The 21,783-nt window shown below is 71.9% G+C and carries 18 protein-coding genes; 13 read left to right on the top strand and 5 right to left on the bottom strand.

Going from position 1 to position 21,783, the window contains the following annotated elements; all coding sequences use genetic code 11:
• Positions 1-15: 15 nt before the first annotated feature.
• The 10 genes from ACZ66Z_RS27890 (at position 16) to ACZ66Z_RS27845 (ending at position 12,164) form a co-directional block, all read left to right on the top strand.
• A complete protein-coding gene (locus ACZ66Z_RS27890) occupies positions 16-2,967 on the top strand; it encodes a M14 family metallopeptidase (protein WP_469938107.1) in 2,952 nt (983 codons plus the stop codon).
• Positions 2,968-3,185: 218 nt separating this feature from the next.
• Positions 3,186-4,196, top strand: a complete 1,011-nt coding sequence (gene gap, locus ACZ66Z_RS27885) for a type I glyceraldehyde-3-phosphate dehydrogenase (RefSeq protein ID WP_469938106.1) — start codon at positions 3,186-3,188, stop codon at positions 4,194-4,196.
• A 112-nt stretch (positions 4,197-4,308) separates the two neighbouring features.
• The gene (locus ACZ66Z_RS27880) at positions 4,309-5,520 is read left to right on the top strand and encodes a phosphoglycerate kinase (RefSeq protein WP_469938105.1); all 1,212 of its coding nucleotides are present in this window, start codon (positions 4,309-4,311) and stop codon (positions 5,518-5,520) included.
• 7 nt (positions 5,521-5,527) lie between these two features.
• Positions 5,528-6,304 carry a triose-phosphate isomerase gene (gene tpiA, locus ACZ66Z_RS27875; protein WP_469938104.1) on the top strand — a complete coding sequence of 259 codons (777 nt, stop codon included), beginning with the start codon at positions 5,528-5,530 and terminating at the stop codon, positions 6,302-6,304.
• Between the two features lie 97 nt (positions 6,305-6,401).
• Positions 6,402-6,632, top strand: coding sequence for a preprotein translocase subunit SecG (gene secG, locus ACZ66Z_RS27870; protein ID WP_030692491.1), 231 nt, complete (start codon positions 6,402-6,404; stop codon positions 6,630-6,632).
• A gap of 77 nt (positions 6,633-6,709) precedes the next feature.
• The gene (locus tag ACZ66Z_RS27865) at positions 6,710-7,045 is read left to right on the top strand and encodes an RNA polymerase-binding protein RbpA (protein WP_078908267.1); all 336 of its coding nucleotides are present in this window, start codon (positions 6,710-6,712) and stop codon (positions 7,043-7,045) included.
• A 161-nt stretch (positions 7,046-7,206) separates the two neighbouring features.
• Complete coding sequence (locus ACZ66Z_RS27860) at positions 7,207-8,433, top strand: MFS transporter (RefSeq protein WP_469938103.1); 1,227 nt, start codon at positions 7,207-7,209, stop codon at positions 8,431-8,433.
• 47 nt (positions 8,434-8,480) lie between these two features.
• The gene (pgi, locus tag ACZ66Z_RS27855) at positions 8,481-10,142 is read left to right on the top strand and encodes a glucose-6-phosphate isomerase (protein WP_469938102.1); all 1,662 of its coding nucleotides are present in this window, start codon (positions 8,481-8,483) and stop codon (positions 10,140-10,142) included.
• Positions 10,143-10,146: 4 nt separating this feature from the next.
• Positions 10,147-10,647 (top strand): PH domain-containing protein, encoded by a 501-nt coding sequence (locus tag ACZ66Z_RS27850; RefSeq protein ID WP_469938101.1) that lies wholly within the window; start codon positions 10,147-10,149, stop codon positions 10,645-10,647.
• The gene (locus ACZ66Z_RS27845) at positions 10,644-12,164 is read left to right on the top strand and encodes a PH domain-containing protein (protein WP_469938100.1); all 1,521 of its coding nucleotides are present in this window, start codon (positions 10,644-10,646) and stop codon (positions 12,162-12,164) included. Before ACZ66Z_RS27850 ends, ACZ66Z_RS27845 begins: the two co-directional genes overlap by 4 nt.
• Positions 12,165-12,200: 36 nt before the next feature.
• Here the strand turns inward: ACZ66Z_RS27845 and pgl are convergent, their stop codons facing one another.
• Genes pgl through tkt form a run of 5 tightly spaced genes read right to left on the bottom strand, consistent with a single transcriptional unit; the run spans position 12,201 to position 18,861 of the window.
• Positions 12,201-13,007 carry a 6-phosphogluconolactonase gene (gene pgl / locus ACZ66Z_RS27840; protein WP_469938099.1) on the bottom strand — a complete coding sequence of 269 codons (807 nt, stop codon included), beginning with the start codon at positions 13,005-13,007 and terminating at the stop codon, positions 12,201-12,203.
• Positions 13,004-14,083: a glucose-6-phosphate dehydrogenase assembly protein OpcA gene (gene opcA, locus ACZ66Z_RS27835; protein WP_469938098.1), complete on the bottom strand. Its 1,080-nt coding sequence runs from the start codon at positions 14,081-14,083 to the stop codon at positions 13,004-13,006. The genes pgl and opcA overlap by 4 nt, the downstream gene beginning before the upstream one ends.
• Positions 14,080-15,612 carry a glucose-6-phosphate dehydrogenase gene (gene zwf / locus ACZ66Z_RS27830; protein WP_469938097.1) on the bottom strand — a complete coding sequence of 511 codons (1,533 nt, stop codon included), beginning with the start codon at positions 15,610-15,612 and terminating at the stop codon, positions 14,080-14,082. Before zwf ends, opcA begins: the two co-directional genes overlap by 4 nt.
• A gap of 5 nt (positions 15,613-15,617) precedes the next feature.
• Positions 15,618-16,736, bottom strand: coding sequence for a transaldolase (tal, locus tag ACZ66Z_RS27825; protein ID WP_469938096.1), 1,119 nt, complete (start codon positions 16,734-16,736; stop codon positions 15,618-15,620).
• Positions 16,737-16,773: 37 nt separating this feature from the next.
• Positions 16,774-18,861: a transketolase gene (gene tkt / locus ACZ66Z_RS27820; protein WP_469938095.1), complete on the bottom strand. Its 2,088-nt coding sequence runs from the start codon at positions 18,859-18,861 to the stop codon at positions 16,774-16,776.
• A gap of 348 nt (positions 18,862-19,209) precedes the next feature.
• Here tkt and ACZ66Z_RS27815 point away from each other — a divergent pair, with 348 nt between their 5' ends.
• The 3 genes from ACZ66Z_RS27815 (at position 19,210) to ACZ66Z_RS27805 (ending at position 21,755) form a co-directional block, all read left to right on the top strand.
• The gene (locus tag ACZ66Z_RS27815; protein WP_469938094.1) at positions 19,210-20,157 is read left to right on the top strand and encodes a heme o synthase; all 948 of its coding nucleotides are present in this window, start codon (positions 19,210-19,212) and stop codon (positions 20,155-20,157) included.
• Positions 20,158-20,263: 106 nt separating this feature from the next.
• Positions 20,264-20,584, top strand: coding sequence for a hypothetical protein (locus ACZ66Z_RS27810; protein WP_469938093.1), 321 nt, complete (start codon positions 20,264-20,266; stop codon positions 20,582-20,584).
• A 70-nt stretch (positions 20,585-20,654) separates the two neighbouring features.
• Entirely contained in the window at positions 20,655-21,755 is a 1,101-nt protein-coding gene (locus ACZ66Z_RS27805) for an amidohydrolase family protein (RefSeq protein WP_469938092.1), read from the top strand.
• Positions 21,756-21,783 lie beyond the last annotated feature (28 nt).

Here is a 21,783-nt window from a genome sequence, read left to right as displayed (position 1 = left end):
CAGCAAGGGGGGCACATGAGACGCAGAGCGAGATCGATCCTCGCCGCGGCTTCACTGCTGATCGCGGGAGTGGCGACGGCACCCGTCGCCGGAGCACAGCCGAACGACCGGGACGGCGGCGACGCCCTCTCCGTGTGGCGGGCCGAGGTCACCGAGGAGCAGGTCCCGCTGCTCGTCGAGGCCGGTGCCGACGCCCATGAACTCACCGAGCAGGTTCCGGCGAAGGGCTCCGCGACGGTCGAGCTCTTCCTCACCGGCCGGCAGGCCGGGCAGCTGCGCGGCCAGGGCGTCGAGATCGCCGAGCACAGCCTCACCGCCCAGGCCGAGAAGCGGGTCGCCGCCGCCGGGGACGGCGTCTTCCGCCCGTACGGCGGACCGAACGGCCTCAAGCAGGAGATCCTGGACACCGCGCGGGCCAACCCCGGCCTGACCAAGGTCGTCTCCATCGGCAAGACCCTCAAGGGCCAGGACATCCTCGCCCTCAAGCTGACCAAGGGCGCCCGGCGCGCCGAGGACGGCTCGAAGCCCGCCACGCTGTACATGTCCAACCAGCACGCGCGCGAGTGGATCACCCCCGAGATGACCCGGCGGCTGATGCACCACTACCTCGACGGCTACGGCAAGGACGAGCGGATCACCCGGATCGTCGACTCCACCGAGCTGTGGTTCGTGCTCTCCGCCAACCCCGACGGCTACGACTACACGCACGCCGACCCCGCCCACCGCCAGTGGCGGAAGAACCTCCGGGACAACGACGGCGACGGGAAGCTCGGCCCGGGCGACGGCGTCGACCTCAACCGCAACTTCGCCTACAAGTGGGGCTACGACAACGAGGGCTCGTCCCCCGACCCGGCCGACGAGACCTTCCGCGGCAAGGACCCCATGTCGGAGCCCGAGACGAGGGCCCTCGACGCCTTCCAGAAGCGCATCGGCTTCGCGTACGGCGTCAACTACCACTCGGCCGCCCAGCTCCTGCTGTACGGCGTCGGCTGGCAGGTCGCCACCGACACGCCCGACGACGTGGCCCTCAAGGCCCTCGCCGGCACCCCGCAGAAGTCCGCCGTGCCCGGCTACCGTCCGCAGGTCTCCTCGGAGCTGTACATCACCAACGGCGAGGCGGACGGACACGCCGCCAACGTCAACGGGACGCAGATGTTCACCCCGGAGATGTCGACCTGCGCCACCGCCTCCCGCGTCGACCCGAACGACGCCTGGAACCCGGCCGACTGCGCCTCCGTCTTCACCTTCCCGGACGACGAGAAGCTGATCCAGGCCGAGTTCGCCAAGAACGTCCCCTTCGCGCTCGCCGTCGCCGAGACCACCGCCCACCCGGACCGGCCCGTCTCCCCGGTCGGCATCGACGCCCCCGACCTCACCCCGAAGACCTTCACCACCTCCTACGCCCGGGGCCGGGGGCAGCAGGTCGCCGTCACCGCGCGCAAGTCGCTGCGCGGCAAGACCCTCACGTACCGGATCAACGGCGGTCGCGCCCACAGCGAGGGGCTCAAGGCCTGGAAGGGCGGCGAGACCTTCGGAGGGGACGACAATCTCTACTTCGACGAGTACCGCGCCGAGGTCGAGGGAGCCCGTCCCGGCGACTCCGTCGAGGTCCGGTTCACCGCCCGCACCCGCGAGGGCCGCGCCACCTCCTCCGCCCCCTTCACCTACCGGGTGGCCGAGCGCCCCCGCGGCGACGTGCTCGTCCTCGCCGACGAGGGCGGCACCGCCGCCGCCCGGCACGCCGACGCGTACGTCCGGGCGCTCGCCGACAACGGCCGCGGGGCCGCCGTCTGGGACGTCGCCACCCAGGGCGCCCCGGACGCCCTCGGCGTGCTCTCCCACTTCCGCACCGTCGTCTGGTACACCGGCGCCGAGCGCCCCTCCGGGGACGCCCAGCTCGCCGTCCGCGCCTACCTCAACGAGGGCGGCAAGCTGATCAACGCCGGTGAGAAGTCCGGCGGGCTCACCGAGGTCGGCCCGGCCGAGACCAACGACTTCGCCCAGTACTACCTCGGCGCCTACCACCGCGCGGGCCTCAAGAACCCGCCCGCCTTCACCGGCACGGGCGCCTTCGCGGGCGTCGGCGCGACGCTCGGCGCCGCCGCAGACAACCCGCTGGACAACGCGGGCGCGTACACCGTCACCTCGGACACGCTGAAGCCGGAGGACTTCCCGCAGTTCGCGAGCAGCGCCCCCGCCGGCGACTACCCGGGCATCCGCACCCCCTTCGAGCCCGCCGAGGGATCGGCCTTCGCGGCCGTCAAGCACGCCGACGACACCTGGGCCCGGCTCGCCAGGACCGTCGACCTCACCGGCACCGCCGCCGCGTCCCGGCCGCGCCTGGACTTCCAGGTCAGCTACGACACCGAGCCCGGCTACGACAACCTCGTCGTGGAGGCCCACACCGTCGGCCAGGACGACTGGACGACGCTGCCCGACCTCAACGGCGGCACCTCCGCCCAGCCCCCGGCCGACTGCGGCGAGGGCTACTACGTCCGGGGCCACCCCTTCCTCGCCCACTACCTCACCGTCGGCGAGGACGACTGCGCGGCCAGCGGCACCACCGGCTCCTGGAACGCCTTCACCGGCCCCTCCAACGGCTGGCGGCAGGCCTCCGTCGACCTGAGCGCCTGGGCGGGCAGGAAGGTGGAGCTCGCGATCTCGTACGTCTCCGACCCCGGTACGGGCGAGACGGGCGCCTTCGTCGACGACACTCGGTTCGTCACCGACGCCACCACCGAGGCGGAGGGCTTCGAGACCTCCCTCGGCGCCTGGTCCACGCCCGGGGCCCCGGCCGGCAGCCCCGGCAACGCCTCCGACTGGACGCGTTCCGCGGCGCTCTTCCACTCCCGGGCGGCGGTCACCACGCGTGACACCGTCCTCCTCGGCTACGGCCTGGAGCACGTGCCCGGCGCGGCGGAGCGCGCACGGGTCGTCGGCCGTGCCCTCGGGGCGCTCCGGCGCTGACGGAGCGTAGTGGGGACAAAGGTCCCAAGGCGGCCCGTACCCGGCGGTAGGGGCGGGCCGTCGGCCGTTCTTCCTTACTTTCCGGGCTCATCCGGATGTGCAGGATGTCACCCACCGGCGGCGGGGGAGGTAGGGTCGTAAGCGGTCGGGGACATCCCAAAAAACAAAAATCTCGCCGGCGTCGAGCACACCGGCGTACCTAACGAGGAGATCGGTTCGTGACGATCCGCGTAGGCATCAACGGCTTTGGCCGCATCGGCCGGAACTACTTCCGCGCGCTCCTTGAGCAGGGTGCCGACATCGAGGTCGTGGCAGTCAACGACCTGGGTGACACCGCGACCACCGCACACCTGCTGAAGTACGACACCATCCTGGGCCGCCTCAAGGCCGAGGTGACCCACACCGCCGACACCATCACCGTCGACGGCCACACCATCAAGGTGCTGTCCGAGCGCGACCCGGCCGACATCCCCTGGGGCGACCTGGGCGTCGACATCGTCATCGAGTCGACCGGCATCTTCACGAAGAGGGCGGACGCCGCGAAGCACCTCGCCGGCGGCGCCAAGAAGGTCCTCATCTCGGCTCCGGCCACCGACGAGGACATCACCGTCGTCATGGGCGTCAACCAGGACAAGTACGACCCGGCGCAGCACGACGTCATCTCCAACGCGTCCTGCACCACCAACTGCGTCGCGCCGATGGCCAAGGTCCTCGACGAGAACTTCGGCATCGTCAAGGGCCTGATGACCACGGTCCACGCGTACACCAACGACCAGCGCATCCTGGACTTCCCGCACAAGGACCTGCGCCGCGCCCGCGCCGCCGCGGAGAACATCATCCCGACCACGACGGGCGCCGCCAAGGCCACCGCCCTGGTCCTCCCGCAGCTCAAGGGCAAGCTCGACGGCATCGCCATGCGCGTCCCGGTCCCGACCGGGTCCGCCACCGACCTGGTCGTCACCCTCGACCGCGAGGTCACCAAGGACGAGGTCAACGCCGCGTTCAAGAAGGCCGCCGACGACGGCGACCTCAAGGGAATCCTTTTCTACACCGAGGACCCGATCGTCTCCTCGGACATCGTCAGCGACCCGGCGTCCTGCACCTTCGACGCCTCCCTGACGATGGTCCAGGAGGGCAGCACGGTCAAGATCCTCGGCTGGTACGACAACGAGTGGGGCTACTCCAACCGTCTCGTCGACCTCACCGTCTTCGTCGGCGGCCGGCTCTAGGCTCTAGGGTTCAGGGCAGGTTTTCGATGTGAGCAGGGCTCGGGCAGCGCAATGCCGCGCTGTGCGAGCCCTGTTTGTGTGCTCCACCGCGTACCAAGGAGTCTGTTAACAGATGAAGACGATCGACGAGCTTCTCCACGAGGGCGTCGAAGGCAAGCGCGTGTTCGTCCGCGCCGACCTCAACGTGCCGCTCGACGGCACCACCATCACCGACGACGGCCGCATCCGCGCCGTCGTCCCCACGGTCAAGGCGCTCGCCGACGCCGGCGCCCGCGTCGTGGTCGCCTCGCACCTGGGCCGCCCCAAGGGCGCCCCGGACCCGGCGTTCTCGCTCGCCCCGGCCGCCGCGCGCCTCGGCGAACTGCTCGGCGCCGAGGTGGCCTTCGCGACCGACACCGTCGGCGACTCCGCCCGGGAGACCGTCGCGGGCCTCGCCGACGGCCGGGTGGCCGTCATCGAGAACCTCCGCTTCAACGCCGGCGAGACCTCGAAGGACGACGCCGAGCGCGGCGCCTTCGCGGACCGGCTGGCCGCCCTCGCCGACCTGTACGTCGGCGACGGCTTCGGCGCCGTGCACCGCAAGCACGCCTCGGTCTTCGACCTCCCGGGCAAGCTGCCGCACTACGCCGGCCACCTCATCGCCACCGAGGTCGGCGTCCTGAAGAAGCTCACCGACGACGTCCGGCGGCCGTACGTGGTCGTGCTCGGCGGCGCCAAGGTCTCCGACAAGCTCGGCGTGATCGACCACCTCCTGGAGAAGGCCGACCGCATCCTCATCGGCGGCGGCATGGCGTACACCTTCCTCAAGGCCCAGGGCCACGAGGTCGGCATCTCGCTGCTCCAGGAGGACCAGATCCCGGCGGTCAAGGACTACCTGAAGCGCGCCGAGGCGCGCGGCGTGGAGTTCGTGCTCCCCGTCGACGTCCTGGTCTCGCCCGAGTTCCCCGACCTGAAGACCAAGGCTCCGGCCCACCCGACCACGGTCGCCGCGGACGCCATCCCGGCGGACCAGGAGGGCCTGGACATCGGTCCGGAGACCCGTAAGCTCTACGCCTCGAAGCTCGCCGACGCGGCCACCGTCTTCTGGAACGGTCCGATGGGCGTCTTCGAGCACCCCGACTACGCCGAGGGCACCAAGGCCGTCGCCCAGGCGCTCGTCGACTCCCCGGCCTTCACGGTGGTCGGCGGTGGCGACTCCGCCGCGGCCGTCCGCACCCTGGGCTTCGACGAGAAGGCATTCGGCCACATTTCGACCGGCGGCGGCGCCTCCCTCGAGTACCTCGAGGGCAAGACGCTTCCCGGCCTCGCCGCACTGGAGGACTGACCCCCTTATGACCACGCGCACCCCGCTGATGGCGGGCAACTGGAAGATGAACCTCAACCACCTCGAGGCCATCGCCCACGTCCAGAAGCTCGCCTTCGCCCTGACCGACAAGGACCACGACGCCTGTGAGGTCGCGGTCCTGGTTCCCTTCACCGACCTGCGGTCCGTCCAGACCCTGGTCGACGGCGACAAGCTCAAGATCAAGTACGGCGCCCAGGACATCTCGGAGCACGACTCCGGCGCCTACACCGGCGAGATCTCGGGCCTGATGCTGTCCAAGCTGAAGTGTGCCTACGTCGCCGTCGGCCACTCCGAGCGCCGCCAGTACCACGCCGAGGACGACGAGGTCTGCAACGCCAAGGTGAAGGCCGCCTTCAAGCACGGCGTGACCCCGATCCTCTGCGTCGGCGAGGGCCTGGACGTCCGCAAGGCGGGCAACCAGGTCGAGCACACCCTGGCCCAGATCGACGGCGGCCTGAAGGACGTCCCGGCCGAGCAGGCCGAGACGATCGTGATCGCGTACGAGCCGGTGTGGGCCATCGGCACCGGCGAGGTCGCCACTCCCGAGGACGCCCAGGAGGTCTGCGGGGCGATCCGCGGCCGCCTCGCGGAGCTGTACTCGCAGGAGCTGGCCGACAAGGTCCGCATCCAGTACGGCGGCTCGGTCAAGGCCGGCAACGTCGCCGCGATCATGGCGCAGCCGGACGTCGACGGCGCCCTGGTGGGCGGCGCGGCGCTGGACGCCGACGAGTTCGTCAAGATCGTGCGCTTCCGCGACCAGTGAGTATGCGGTAGCGGAGTTACGTCGTACCCTTGCGGGGGTCGGGCAGGTGCCCGGCCCCCGTCCGTATAAGTCCGAGGAAGTTGGTCCAGCCGTGGTTATGGGGTTCTCGATCGCCCTGATCGTCTTCAGCGCGCTGCTGATGCTGCTCGTGCTGATGCACAAGGGAAAGGGCGGCGGCCTCTCCGACATGTTCGGAGGCGGCATGCAGTCCTCCGTCGGCGGCTCCTCGGTCGCCGAGCGGAACCTCGACCGGATCACGGTCGTGGTCGGTCTCTGCTGGTTCGCCTGCATTGTGGTACTCGGTCTGCTGATGAAGTTGGACGGGTAACTCCAATCACTGGACGCGCGTTGGGCCTTACGTAGACTGGGGCATCTTCGAGCACCATCACGCAGGGAGTTACGACCGTGGCAAGTGGCAACGCGATCCGGGGAAGCCGGGTCGGAGCGGGGCCGATGGGGGAGGCCGAGCGGGGCGAGTCGGCACCGCGCCTCCGCATCTCCTTCTGGTGCTCGAACGGGCACGAGACACAGCCGAGCTTCGCCAGCGACGCGGCTGTCCCGGACACCTGGGACTGCCCGCGCTGCGGCTTCCCGGCAGGTCAGGACCGGGACAACCCGCCGGACCCGCCGCGCACGGAGCCGTACAAGACCCACCTCGCCTATGTGCGTGAGCGACGCAGCGACGCGGACGGCGAGGCGATCCTCGCCGAGGCGCTGGCCAAGCTCCGCGGCGAGATCTGAAGCGCGGTGTGACGGTGTGACGAACGGGCCTTGCCCGCGAACTCGATTCGCGGACAAGGCCCGTTCGCGTGCCGCCGGGGCCCGTCCGCCGAGCGAGCGGCGTTGTCAGTGGCGTCCCCTACGGTCGGCACGACGGGGAACCGCCGGACCGAGGGGGCACCGTGGCGACGACGGAGGCAGTGGGCGGCGGCAGGACCGCGCCCGCCTGGCGGGGCGGCTTCGGACGGCTGTGGACGGCCGCGGTCGTCTCCCGGTTCGGCGACTCGTTGCGCACCGCCGCGTCACCGCTGCTCGCCGCCTCCCTCACCGACGACCCCCTCCTGATCGCCTCCGTCACCGCCTGCGGCTTCCTGCCCTGGCTGCTCTTCGGACTCCTCGGCGGCGCCGTCGCCGACCGCGTCGACCAGCGGCGGGCCATGTGGGCCGTCGACCTCGTCCGCGCCGGACTCGTCGCCGCCTTCGCCGCCGCCGTCGCCCTCGGACACGCCTCCCTCGCCCTGCTGCTCGTCCTCGCCTTCGCCCTCACCACCCTCCAGACCCTCTTCGACAACGCGGCCACCGCCCTGCTCCCGGCGCTCGTCCCCGCCGAGGCCCTGGCCGGGGCGAACGCGCGCCTGACGACCGGGCAGCAGCTCGCCGGCGGTCTCCTCGCCGGACCCGCCGTGCCCGTCCTGCTCCTCGCCGGGGCGGCCGTCCCGTACGCGGCCGACGCGCTCACGTACGTCCTGGCCGCGCTCCTCGTCGCCTCCCTGCGGACCGGCGCGCCCGAGCGGCCGCCCCGGCCGGCCGGCTCCACGCTCCGCGCCGAGATGGCCCAGGGCCTCGCCGTCCTGCGCGCGGACCGGCTCCTGCGCCGGCTCTGCACCGCGACCACCCTCTGCAACATCGGCATGGGCGCCCTCATCGCCACCCTCGTCGTCCACGTGAACGACGGCCGTCCGGCGGGGACCGCGGGGAACACGGCGTACGCCGCCACGGTCACGGCCTACGCCCTGGGCGCCGTCGCCGGCGGCTTCCCGGCCCGGCGGATCGCCGAGAGGACCGGACGCGTGCGCGCCGTGTTCCTCGCCGGAACCGTCCAGACCGCCTGCCTGGTCCTGATGGGCGCGGTGCCCGTCCTCGGGGTGTCGATCGGGGCCATGGCGGTGTTCGGCCTGATGGGGACCGTGTGGAACGTCCAGCAGACCACCCTCGTGCAGGAGCGCGCCCCCGAGGGGATGCTCGGCCGCATCGCCGCGGCCTTCCGCACCCTCGCCGTCGCGGGCACGCCGCTCGGCGCCCTCCTCGGCGGCGCCGCGGCCGCCGGCCCGGGACCGCACGCACCGGCCCTCCTCGCGGCGGCGCTGTTCGCGCTCGCCGTCGCCTCACTGGGCCCCCTGATCAATTAGGTTGGGAGGGCAGCGGGGCAGACAAGCAGTACGAGAAGAAGTGGGCGATGTCCGAGATGACAAGCGAAGGCCGCAACAGGCTCAACCGGCTGCCCGAGTGGGCGGCCCTCGGCAAGCACCGTGAGCAGCTGGGCGACACCCATCTGCGCGAACTGTTCGCCGCCGATCCGGAGCGGGGCACCGACTGCACCCTGCGCGTCGGCGACCTCCACCTGGACTACTCCAAGCACCTCGTCACCGGCGAGACGCTGACCCTGCTGCGCGAACTGGCCGCCGTCACCGGCGTGGCCGAGCTCCGCGACGCCATGTTCCGCGGCGAGAAGATCAACACCACCGAGGACCGGGCGGTCCTCCACACGGCGCTGCGCGCCCCCCGCGGGGCCGTCGTCGAGGTCGACGGGGAGAACGTCGTCCCCGGCGTCCACGCCGTCCTCGACAAGATGGCCGCCTTCGCCGACAAGGTCCGGGCGGGCGAGTGGACCGGCCACACCGGACGGCCCATCAGGAACATCGTCAACATCGGCATCGGCGGCTCCGACCTCGGCCCCGCCATGGCCTACGAGGTCCTGCGCTCCTACACCCGGCGCGACCTGACGTTCCGTTTCGTCTCCAACGTCGACGGCGCCGACCTCCACGAGGCCGTCCGCGACCTCGACCCCGCCGAGACGCTGTTCATCGTCGCCTCGAAGACCTTCACCACCATCGAGACGATCACCAACGCCACCTCCGCGCGGAACTGGCTCCTCACCGAGCTGCGCGCCGGCCAGGAGGCCGTCGCCAAGCACTTCGTGGCCCTCTCGACCAACGCCGAGAAGGTCGAGGAGTTCGGCATCGACACCGCGAACATGTTCGAGTTCTGGGACTGGGTCGGCGGCCGCTACTCCTACGACTCCGCCATCGGCCTCTCGCTGATGATCGCCATCGGCCCGGAGCGCTTCCGCGAGATGCTCGACGGCTTCCACCTGGTCGACGAGCACTTCCGCACCGCCCCGCCCGAGGAGAACGCGCCGCTGCTCCTCGGCCTCCTCGGCGTCTGGTACGGCGCCTTCTTCGACGCCCAGTCGCACGCCGTCCTGCCGTACTCCCACTACCTGTCCAAGTTCACCGCCTACCTCCAGCAGCTCGACATGGAGTCCAACGGCAAGTCGGTGGACCGCGAGGGCAACCGGGTCGACTGGCAGACCGGACCCGTGGTCTGGGGCACCCCCGGGACCAACGGCCAGCACGCCTACTACCAGCTGATCCACCAGGGAACCAAGGTCATCCCCGCCGACTTCATCGGCTTCGCCCGCCCCGTCGAGGACCTGCCGTCCGGGCTCGTCGCCCAGCACGACCTGCTCATGGCCAACTTCTTCGCCCAGACCCAGGCGCTCGCCTTCGGCAAGACGCCCGAGGAGGTGCGGGCCGAGGGCGTCGCGGAGGAGCTCGTCCCGCACAAGACCTTCCAGGGCAACCACCCGACCACCACGATCCTCGCCGACGCGCTCACCCCGTCCGTCCTCGGCCAGCTGATCGCGCTCTACGAGCACAAGGTCTTCGTCCAGGGCGCCGTCTGGAACATCGACTCCTTCGACCAGTGGGGCGTCGAACTCGGCAAGGTCCTCGCCAAGAAGATCGAGCCGGTCCTGACGACGGGCGAGGGGGCCGAGCAGCTCGACAGCTCCACCGCCGGACTCGTCTCGGCCTACCGCTCGCTGCGCGGACGGTAGCCGGATGAGGGGGGAGGACGCGGTGCGGCTGCGGCCGCCAAGGAACGCCGTCGACGAGCGGGCCGTCGCCTGGTGGCGCAGCCGGCTCCTGGCGACCACCGCCGCACCGGTGGCGGTGCTCGCCGTCCTGGGGGCGTTCCTCGGGCCCGCCCGGCCCTGGCTGCTGCTCGCGGCCGCGGCCGTGGCGGCCCTGGGCCTCGCCTGCACCGCGTTCCTCCCCGCCCTGTGGTTCCGGGTGCACCGCTGGGAGGTCACCGACGAGGCCGTCTACGTGCGCACCGGCGCCCTGTGGCAGGAGTGGCGGATCGCCCCGATGTCCCGGATCCAGACGGTCGACACCGTGCGCGGCCCGCTGGAGCAGACGTTCCGGCTCGCCACCGTCACCGTCACCACCGCCTCCGCCAAGGGGGCGATCCGCATCGGGGGCCTCGACCACGAGCTCGCCGCCGAGCTCGCCGAGCGGCTCACGGCGCTCACCCGGGCCACCCCCGGGGACGCCACGTGACCGAGGAGTGGCGGCGGCTCGACCCGCGCACGCTGCTCGCCGGCGCCGCCGTCCTGTGCGGGGTGGCCGGCGGCGCGGCCCTCCCGGCCGTGGCCGGCCTCTCGGGCGGCAGACCCCTGGGGCAGGCCGTCGCCCTGGTCCTCGCGGGCGTCGCCCTGCTCGTCCTGGTCGGCACGGCCGCCGACTGGGTCCGGCTGCGCCGCACCCGCTACCGCGTCGGCCCCGAGCGGGTCGACCTCCACACCGGGCTCCTGCTGCTCAAGCGCCGCTCCCTGGCCCGGGAGCGGATCCGCAGCGTCGACCTCACCGCCAACCCCCTCCAGCGCGTCCTCGGCCTCGTCAAGGTCCGCATCGGCACCGGCGAGAGCACCGCCGGCGGCGAGTCCACCCTCGAGCTCGACCTGGTCACCCGCGCCGAGGGCGAGCGGCTCCGCCGGGAGCTCCTCGCCCGCGCCGCCGTCTCCGGGGAGCCGGACGACGGCGACGTCCTGGCCGCCCTCGATCCGCGCTGGATCCGCTACGCCCCCGTCTCCTTCCTCGCCCCCGCCCTGGGCGGCGCCGCGGCCGGCGCCGTCCTCCAGGTCAGCGACTGGTTCGGCGCCCAGGCCGAGGTCATCGACTGGCTGGGAGACCGCTTCCGGGACACCTCCCTGACCTGGACGATCGTCGACCTGGTCCTGCTCGCCACCGTCGCCGGGACCGTCGGTGCCCTCGGACTCTGGATCGAGATGTGGTGGAACTACCGCCTGGAGCGCGAGCCCGGCGGCACCCTCCGCGTCCGCCGGGGTCTGCTCACCGCCCGGTCGGTCACCCTCGAGGAGCGCCGGCTGCGCGGGATCGAGCTCGTCGAGCCGCTCGGCGTGCGGCTGTTCGGCGCCGCCCGCGTCGACGCCGTCGCCACCGGCCTCGCCCAGGACGACGAGGACGAGCATGCCGACCTGAAGAACCTGCTGCCCGCCGCCCCCCGGGAGCGGGCCGAGCGGGTCGTCGCCCTGGTGCTGCGCGAGCCGGAGCCGCCGACCGGGGCGCCCCTCGCCGCCCACCCCCGGGCCGCCCGCGCGCGCCGGCTCCGCCGCGCCCTGGGGGGCGTGCTCGGCCCCGCCGTGGTCCTCGCCGCCCTCGGCCCGCTCCTCACGCCGGTCCTGCTGTACGCGGCGGCCGGCTGGGCCCTCGTCCTCGGACCGGTCGCCGTGCTGCTCGCCCTCGACGCGTACCGCGCCCTCGGACACGGCGTCAGCGGCGGCTTCCTGGTGGCCCGTTCGGGCACGGTCCGGCGGACGACGGTCGCCCTCCAGCGCTCCGGCGTCATCGGCTGGACCGTCAGGCAGTCGTACTTCCAGCGGCGCGCCGGAGTCCTGACCCTCACCGCCACCACGGCGGCCGGAGCGGGCGCCTACGCGGTGCACGACGCGGGCGAGGCCCAGGGCCTCGCCTTCGCCGCCGAGGCCGTACCGGGGCTCCTCGCGCCGTTCCTGGAGCCCGTGCACACGCCGGAGGCCCGGCCCACCGCCAGGTGAACCGGGCCTCCGTTCCGTGAGGTCAGGGCCGTGAGGTCAGGCCGAGGCCGGCGGGTACAGGCTCCGCGGCAGCTCCGACGCGGCCGCCGCGTCGAGCAGCCACAGCGTGCGCGCGCGCCCGTGGGCGCCGGCCGCCGGGGCCTGCACCTCGCCCGCGCCCGACAGCGCGATCGCGGCGGCCTTCGCCTTGTCCTCTCCGGCCGCGAGCAGCCAGACCTCGTGCGCCGCCCGGATGGCCGGGAGGGTCAGCGAGATCCGGACCGGCGGCGGCTTCGGCGCGCCGTGCACCCCGACCACCGTCCGCTCGGTCTCGCGGACCGCCGGCAGCTCCGGGAAGAGCGAGGCCACGTGCGTGTCCGGGCCGACGCCCAGCATCAGCACGTCGAAGGTCGGCACCCCGCCGCCCGCGGCGCCCGTCGCTGATCGATACGGACCGGGACCCACGGCGGCGGCCAGCTCCTCCGCGTACGCCGCGGCGGCGGCGTCGACGTCGTCGCCGTACGGCCCGTCCGAAGCCGGCATGGCGTGCACCCGCGCCGGGTCGAGCGGCACCCGGTCGAGCAGCGCGGCACGGGCCTGGGTGACGTTCCGCTCGGGGTCGCCCTCGGGCAGGTACCGCTCGTCGCCCCACCACAGGTCGAGCCGCGACCAGTCGACCGCGTCCCGTGCGGGCGCCGAACCGAGCGCCGCGAGCAGGCCGTTGCCGTTGCGGCCGCCGGTGAGCACGACCGAGGCGGAGCCGCGGGCGGCCTGGGCGTCCACGATCTTCGTGATCAGCCGGGCCGCGGCGGCCTCGGCCATCAGCTCCTTGTCGCGGTGGACGACCAGCTGGGGGGTGCTCACTTGGCCGCCTTCTTGGCCGGAGCCTTCTTGGAGGCGGACCTGGCCGCGGGAGCCGGTTCCCCGGCCGTCTCCTCGGCAGGCTGCCCGGCGGGGTCCACGACCGTCTCGACGGCCGTGTCCACGACGGTCCGGGGGGCGGTGACCGCCGCCTCCTCCTCGAGCCGCTCCAAGCCGAACCTGAGCGCCGTCGCGTAGGTGTCGTCCGGGTCGAGCCGGCGCAGCTCCTCCGCGATCAGCTCGGCCGTCTCGCGGCGCTTGAGCGCCACCGCACGGTCGGGCTGGCCCTCTATGGAGAGCGTGGCGAGCGAGCCGTCCGGCCGGTCGAGCACGATCGGGCCGGCATCGGTCTCCATCCGCACGGAGGTGAGACCGGGCCCGGCCGACTTCGAGCGCCGCACGGGCACCTTCAGCCGGTCCGCGAGCCACATCGCGAGCAGTTCGACGCTCGGGTTGAACTCCTCGCCCTCCACCTCGGCCGAGGTGACCTCGCACACGACCTGGTCGAGCGCGGCGGCCAGCATCGAGCGCCACGGGGTGATCCGGGTCCACGAGAGGTCCGTGTCGCCCGGGGTGTACGCGTCCGCGCGCGCGGTCAGCTCGTGGATGGGCTGCTCGGCGGCGTACGTGTCGGTCACCCGGCGCTGGGCGAGCGCGCCCAGCGGGTCGTTCGCCGGGTCGGTCGGCGCGTTCACCGGCCACCAGACGACGACGGGGGCGTCCGGGAGGAGCAGCGGCAGCACCACCGACTGGGCGTGGTCGACGACCTCGCCGTACAGCCGGAGCACCACCGTCTCGCCGGTGCTGGCGTCGGCGCCGAGGCGGACCTCGGCGTCGAGCCGCGCGTTGGAACGGTCGCGCGGGGAGCGCGAGACCCGCTTGATGACGACGAGGGTCCGCGAGGGGTGCTCGCGGGACGCCTCGTTGGCCGCCTTGAGCGCGTCGTAGGCGTTCTCCTCGTCGGTGACGATCACGAGGGTGAGCACCATGCCGACGGCCGGCGTGCCGATCGCCCGCCGCCCGAGCACCAGCGCCTTGTTGATCTTGGAGGACGTGGTGTCCGTCAGGTCGGTCTTCATGGCCGGCGCCAGCTCCTGCCGTCTCGTGCGAGCATCTCGTCCGCCTCGACCGGACCCCAGGTCCCGGACTGGTACTGCGCGGGCTTGCCGTGCGTGTCCCAGAACTGCTCGATCGGGTCGAGGATCTTCCAGGACAGCTCGACCTCCTCGACCCGCGGGAAGAGGTTGGAGTCGCCGAGCAGGACGTCGAGGATGAGCCGCTCGTACGCCTCGGGGCTGGACTCCGTGAAGGACTCGCCGTACGCGAAGTCCATCGACACGTCCCGGATCTCCATCTGGGTGCCGGGCACCTTGGAGCCGAACCGCACCGTCACGCCCTCGTCCGGCTGGACCCGGATCACGATGGCGTTGCGGCCGAGCTCCTCGGTCGCGGTGTGGTCGAAGGGGGAGTGCGGGGCGCGCTGGAAGACGACCGCGATCTCGGTGACGCGGCGGCCCAGGCGCTTGCCGGTCCGCAGGTAGAACGGGACGCCCGCCCAGCGGCGGTTGTCGATCTCCAGCTTGACGGCCGCGTAGGTGTCGGTCTTCGACTGGGGGTCGATGCCGTCTTCCTGGAGGTAGCCGACGGCCTTCGCGCCGCCCTGCCACCCGGCCGCGTACTGGCCGCGGACCGTGGATTCGCCCAGGTCCTTGGGCAGCTTCACCGCGCCGAGGACCTTGGTCTTCTCGGCGGCCAGCGCGTCGGCGTCGAAGGAGGCGGGCTCCTCCATCGCGGTCAGCGCGAGCAGCTGGAGCAGGTGGTTCTGGATGACGTCACGGGCGGCGCCGATGCCGTCGTAGTAGCCGGCGCGGCCGCCGATGCCGATGTCCTCGGCCATGGTGATCTGCACGTGGTCGACGTACGACCGGTTCCAGATCGGCTCGAAGAGCGTGTTGGCGAAGCGGAGCGCCAGGATGTTCTGGACGGTCTCCTTGCCGAGGTAGTGGTCGATCCGGAAGACCGCCTCGGGCGGGAAGACCTCGTGGACGACCTCGTTGAGCTCCTTGGCGGAGACCAGGTCGTGGCCGAAGGGCTTCTCGATGACCGCGCGGCGCCAGGAACCGTCCTTCTGGTCGGCCAGGCCGTGCTTCTTGAGCTGCTGGACGACGAGCGGGAAGAACTTCGGCGGCACGGACAGGTAGAAGGCGAAGTTGCCGCCCGTGCCCTGCGCCTTGTCGAGCTCCTCGATCGTCGACTTGAGCTGCTCGAAGGCCGTGTCGTCGTCGAAGTCGCCCTGGACGAACCGCATGCCCTGGATCAGCTGCTGCCACACCTCCTCGCGGAAGGGGGTGCGCGCGTGCTGCTTGACGGCTTCGTAGACCTCCTGCGCGAAGTCCTCGTCCGCCCATTCGCGGCGGGCGAAGCCGATGAGCGAGAAGCCCGGCGGCAGCAGGCCGCGATTGGCCAGGTCGTAGACGGCAGGCATCAGCTTCTTACGGGACAAATCGCCCGTGACGCCGAAGATCACCAGGCCCGACGGCCCCGCGATGCGCGGGAGCCGTCGGTCTGCGGCGTCACGGAGCGGGTTGGCTCCGTGGACTGCGCTCAAAGTGCTTACGCCTCCGAAGGTGCGAGGCGCTGGAGCTCCGCCTCGGTGGACTTGAGCAGGTCGTTCCAGGCCGCCTCGAACTTGTCGACGCCCTCGTCCTCCAGGAGCTGGACGACCTCGTCGTAGCTGATGCCCAGCTTCTCGACGGCGTCCAGCTCGGCGCGCGACTGCCCGTAGGTGCCGCGGACGGTGTCGCCGGAGACCTCGCCGTGGTCGGCGGTGGCCTCCAGGGTCGCCTCCGGCATGGTGTTCACCGTGCCGGGAGCGACCAGGTCCACGACGTACAGGGTGTCCTTGTACGCCGGGTCCTTGACGCCGGTCGACGCCCACAGCGGACGCTGCTTGTTGGCCTGCGCCTTGTCGAGGGCGGCCCAGCGGTCGGAGGAGAAGACCTCCTCGTACGCCTCGTAGGCCAGCCGGGCGTTGGCCAGGGCGGCCTTGCCCTTGAGCGCCGCGGCCTCGTCGGTGCCGAGGGCGGTCAGGCGCTTGTCGATCTCCGTGTCCACGCGGGAGACGAAGAAGGAGGCCACCGAGTGGATCTTGGAGAGGTCGAGGCCGCGCTCGCGGGCCTTCTCCAGGCCCGCCAGGTAGGCGTCCATGACCGCGCGGTAGCGCTCCAGCGAGAAGATCAGCGTGACGTTGACGCTGATGCCGAGGCCGATGACCTCGGTGATCGCCGGCAGACCCGCCTCGGTGGCCGGGATCTTGATCAGGGTGTTGGGACGGTCCACCAGCCAGGCCAGCTGCTTGGCCTCGGCGGTGGTGGCGGCCGTGTCGTGGGCGAGACGGGGGTCGACCTCGATGGAGACCCGGCCGTCCTGGCCGTCGGTCGCGTCGAAGACCGGCCGCAGGATGTCGGCGGCGTCACGGACGTCCGCCGTCGTGATCATGCGGATGGCCTCTTCGACGGTCACCTTGCGGGCGGCGAGGTCGGCGAGCTGCTGGTCGTAGCCGTGCCCCTCCGAGATGGCCTTCTGGAAGATGGACGGGTTCGTGGTGACCCCGACCACGTGGCTCTGGTCGATCAGCTCGGCCAGGTTGCCGGACGTGATCCGCTGGCGCGAGAGGTCGTCCAGCCAGATCGCGACGCCTTCGTCGGAGAGGCGCTTGAGAGCGTCTGTCATGGGAGTTGCATCTCCAATTAAGTCGTACGTACGGACGTCAGCGCGCGGTGGCGGCCAGGGATTCCCGGGCGGCGGCGACGATCGCCTCCGGCGTGAACCCGAACTCCCGGAAGAGGACCTTCGCGTCCGCCGAGGCACCGAAGTGCTCCAGGGAGACGATCCGGCCGGCGTCACCGACGTACTTGTGCCAGGTGAGGCCGATGCCGGCCTCGACCGCGACACGGGCCTTGACCGACGGCGGCAGGACCGAGTCCTTGTACGCCTGGTCCTGCTCCTCGAACCACTCCACGGACGGCATCGAGACCACCCGGGTCGGGACGCCGGCGGCCTGGAGCCGCTCCCGGGCCTCGACGGCCAGGTGCACCTCGGAGCCCGTGCCGATCAGCACGACCTGCGCCTCGCCGCCCTCGGCGTCGAAGAGCACGTAGCCGCCCTTGACGGTGTCCTCGTTCGGGGCGTACGTCGGCACGCCCTGGCGGGTGAGCGCCAGACCGTGCGGGGCGCCCTTGCCGAAGACCTTGGTGTGACGCTGCATGATCTCGCGCCAGGCGAGCGCCGTCTCGTTGGCGTCGGCCGGACGGACCACGTTCAGGCCCGGGATCGCGCGCAGCGAGGCGAGGTGCTCCACCGGCTGGTGCGTCGGGCCGTCCTCGCCCAGACCGATCGAGTCGTGGGTCCAGACGTAGGTCACGGGCAGGTGCATCAGCGCGGAAAGGCGCACCGCGTTGCGCATGTAGTCGGAGAACACCAGGAAGGTGCCGCCGTACACGCGCGTGTTGCCGTGCAGCGCGATGCCGTTCATCTCCGCGGCCATGGAGTGCTCGCGGATGCCGAAGTGGATCGTGCGGCCGTACTTGTCGGCCTCCGGCAGCGGGTTGCCCTCCGGCAGGAACGACGAGTCCTTGTCGATCGTCGTGTTGTTCGAGCCGGCGAGGTCGGCCGAGCCGCCCCACAGCTCCGGGACGACCGCGCCGAGCGCCTTGAGGACCTGGCCCGAGGCGGCACGGGTGGCGACGCCCTTGCCGGTCTCGAAGACCGGGAGCTTCTCGGCCCAGCCGGCCGGCAGCTCGTTCGCCTGGATGCGGTCGAACTCGGCGGCGCGCTCCGGGTTGGCCGTGCGCCACTCGGAGAGCTGCTTCTCCCACGCGGCGCGGGCCTCGCGGCCGCGGTCGCCGAGCGCGCGGGTGTGCGCGATGACCTCGTCGGAGACCTCGAAGGTCTGCTCCGGGTCGAAGCCCAGGACGCGCTTGGTGGCCGCGATCTCCTCGTCGCCGAGCGCCGAGCCGTGTGCGGCCTCGGTGTTCTGCGCGTTCGGCGCGGGCCAGGCGATGATCGAGCGCATCGCGATGAACGACGGACGCTCGGTCTCGGCCTCGGCGGCCTTGATCGCCGCGTACAGCGCGGCCGGGTCCAGGTCGCCGTCGGCCTTGGGCTCGACGCGCTGGACGTGCCAGCCGTACGCCTCGTACCGCTTCATCGTGTCCTCGGACACGGCGGTCTCGGTGTCGCCCTCGATCGAGATGTGGTTGTCGTCCCACAGCAGGATCAGGTTGCCGAGCTTCTGGTGGCCGGCGAGCGAGGACGCCTCCGCGGAGATGCCCTCCTGCAGGCAGCCGTCACCGGCGATCGCGTAGATCCGGTGGTCGAACGGCGAGGTGCCGTCGGCGGCCTCCGGGTCGAACAGGCCGCGCTCGTAGCGGGCGGCCATCGCCATGCCCACGGCGTTGGCGACGCCCTGGCCCAGCGGGCCGGTGGTCGTCTCGACGCCGGCGGTGTGGCCGTACTCCGGGTGGCCCGGGGTCTTCGAACCCCAGGTGCGGAAGGCCTTCAGGTCGTCCAGTTCGAGACCGAACCCACCCAGGTAGAGCTGGGTGTAGAGGGTCAGGGACGAGTGGCCGGCGGAGAGGACGAACCGGTCGCGCCCGACCCACTCGGGGTCGGCCGGGTCGTGCCGCATCACCTTCTGGAAGAGGGTGTACGCGGCCGGCGCAAGGCTCATCGCCGTACCGGGATGGCCGTTGCCGACCTTCTGTACGGCGTCCGCGGCCAGAAGGCGGGCGGTGTCGACGGCCCGCTGGTCCAATTCGGTCCACTCGAGGTCTGTGGTGGTCGGCTTAGTGCTCACCCTGGGTCAGGGCTCCTCTCCACATGTCTTGAGCCGGTGACTGAGGGTGTACCGGCGTTGTCGAGCCTACCCCCGCGGAACGCCCCTCTTTTCGTGTTCATGCCCCTCAAATGAGCGGAGAAATGAAAGGACACAGCAAGAGTGCCGGTGGCCGTACGAGTTCGCCTCCCGAGGTGTGCCCGGAGCCGCCCCCGAACCGTGTCCACCCCTTGGGACGTACCCCGCCAACACGACCCCACCCCCGCGAAGATCGGCGTCTGGGCAACGTCTACAGTGGCGTGGTACGCGCAAGCCTTACCCCGTCCTCACTCGGGGAGCTTGCTGGGAATTTCTCTGTCAGGGGTGTGCGTGACGGCCGTCGAGTCCCGACCCGCAGGGGTCGTCTTGACTCCCAGCCCGGGGGGCCATAGGCCGTTCGGGGCCCGCGTCAAGGCATTCGTGGCGCTGACCAAGCCGCGGATCATCGAACTGCTGCTCATCACGACCGTTCCGGTGATGTTCCTCGCCGAACAGGGCGTGCCGAACCTCTGGCTGGTGCTCGCCACCTGCTTCGGCGGTTACCTCTCGGCGGGCGGCGCGAACGCGCTGAACATGTACATCGACCGGGACATCGACGCCCTGATGGACCGCACGTCCCAGCGCCCGCTGGTCACCGGCGTGCTCACCCCGCGCGAGGGCCTCGTCTTCGGGCTCACCCTCGCCGTGGTCTCCACGGTCTGGTTCGGCCTGCTCGTCAACTGGCTCTCCGCCGCGCTCTCGCTCGGCGCGCTCCTCTTCTACGTCGTGGTCTACACGATGATCCTGAAGCGGCGCACCGCGCAGAACATCGTCTGGGGCGGCATCGCCGGCTGTCTGCCGGTGCTCATCGGCTGGTCGGCCGTGACGAACTCGATGTCGTGGGCCGCGGTCATCCTCTTCCTCGTCATCTTCTTCTGGACGCCGCCGCACTACTGGCCGCTGTCGATGAAGGTGAAGGACGACTACGCACGCGCGGGCGTGCCGATGCTGCCGGTCCTCGCCTCCAACAAGGTCGTCGCCAAGCAGATCGTGATCTACAGCTGGGTCATGGTCGCCGTCTCCCTGCTGCTCACCCCGCTCGGCTACACCGGCTGGTTCTACACCGCCGTGGCGCTGCTCACCGGCGGCTGGTGGCTCTGGGAGGCGCACGCGCTCCTGAACCGCGCCAAGGCGGAGGTGACGGGCGCCAAGCTCAAGGAGATGCGCCTCTTCCACTGGTCCATCACCTACGTCTCGCTGCTCTTCGTGGCGGTCGCGGTGGACCCCTTCCTGCGCTAGGGCGCAGCGCTCGTTCGAGAAGCACCGGATGACGGCCAGGCCACGTGGGACAGCCCACACGGCCCGGCCGTCGCCACGTGATCTACCCCTCGGTAGCATCCGTGTCATGGCAGAAACGAAGCAGGAAGAGCGCAGGGCGGCCAGGCTCGCCAAGGAGATCCAGGCCTTCTCCAAGGCGCACGGCGGCTCCGAGGGGCACCTCGCGCACATCGGCCAGGCGGGCACCCGGATCGTCCTGGTCGGCACGGACGGCGGCTGGGGCGACCTCGTCGCCCCCACGTACGAGGTCGCGCGGCTGGCCGCCGAGAAGGCCGGTCTGACCCTCCACGAGGAGTTCGACGGCGAGTTCGCCGCCAAGGTCGCCACGGGCCCGTACGAGTGGACCCGGATGGCCGGCATCCAGATCGGCGGAGCCTCCGCAGGCTGAGGCGACAACCTCGCGCGGGGCTCACCCGTTAGGACGTGTGGAGACACGTCCACGCAGGGAGCCCCCCGAGATGATCGACACGCCGTACCTGGTGGACCAGTACTGCCACGGGGTGCTCCGCACGGAGCTCGGCCTCGGCACCTTCGAGGCCCACCTCGGCGCGCACCTGGGCGGAGCGGCCGCACCGCCCGCCGCGGGCACGACCTTCTTCGACACCCAGACCGGCTTCGCCGTGCGCCGCTGGTGCCCGCCGCTCCTCGGTCTGGAGCCGCACTGTCCGCCCGCCCGCTACCTCGCCCGCCGCCGGGAACTCGGCACCGCAGAGGCCGGCCGCCGGCTCCTCCGTGCCTCCGGGATCTCCACCTACCTGGTCGACACCGGGCTTCCCGGCGACCTCACGCCCCCCACCGAACTCGGCTCCGCGGGCGCCGCCGAGGCCCACGAGATCGTCCGCCTCGAACCCCTCGCCGAGCGGGTCGCCGACGCCTCGGACACCGTCGAGGCCTTCCTCGCGAACCTCGCCGAGGCCGTCCACGGGGCCGCCGCCGGCGCCGTGGCCCTCGCCTCCGCCGCGGGAGTGCGCCGCGGGCTCGCGAGCGCGCCCGAGCCGCCCGGTCCGGGCGAGGTGCGCGGGGCGGCGGGACGCTGGCTGGCCGGCCGCCCGGGCGGCGGCCCGCTCACCGACCCCGTCCTGCTGCGGCACCTCCTCTGGACCGCGGTCACCGCCGGGCGCCCCCTCCAGCTGCACACGGGCGACCGGGACCCGGCCGTCCTGGCCGGCTTCGCCGCCGCGACCGCGGGGCTCGGCGCCGACCTCGTCCTGCTGCACGCCTATCCGCACCACCGGGCGGCGGCCCACCTGACCGGACTTCACCCGCACGTGTACGCCGACCTCGGCCCCGTGCTCGCCCACACGGGGGCCCGGGCGGCGGCCGTCCTCGCCGAGGTCCTGGAGCGGGCTCCGTTCGGCAAGCTGCTGTTCTCCAGCGGCGCCCGGGGGCTGCCCGAGCTCCACGTGGTCGCGGCGAGCGCGTTCCGCTCGGCGCTCGTCCGGGTGCTCGGGGAGTGGGTCATGGACGGCGCGTGGTCCCGCAGGGACGCGCAGCGGGTGGCGGAGATGATCGCGGCGGACAACGCGAAACGGGTCTACCGGCTCGCGGGGGGCCGGTAGACCCGTCGGGATTCCGGATCCTGGACAC

It is taken from the genome of Streptomyces sp. NPDC107498 (genome assembly GCF_055582805.1).
This window is presented reverse-complemented; position numbering and strand designations above follow the sequence as displayed.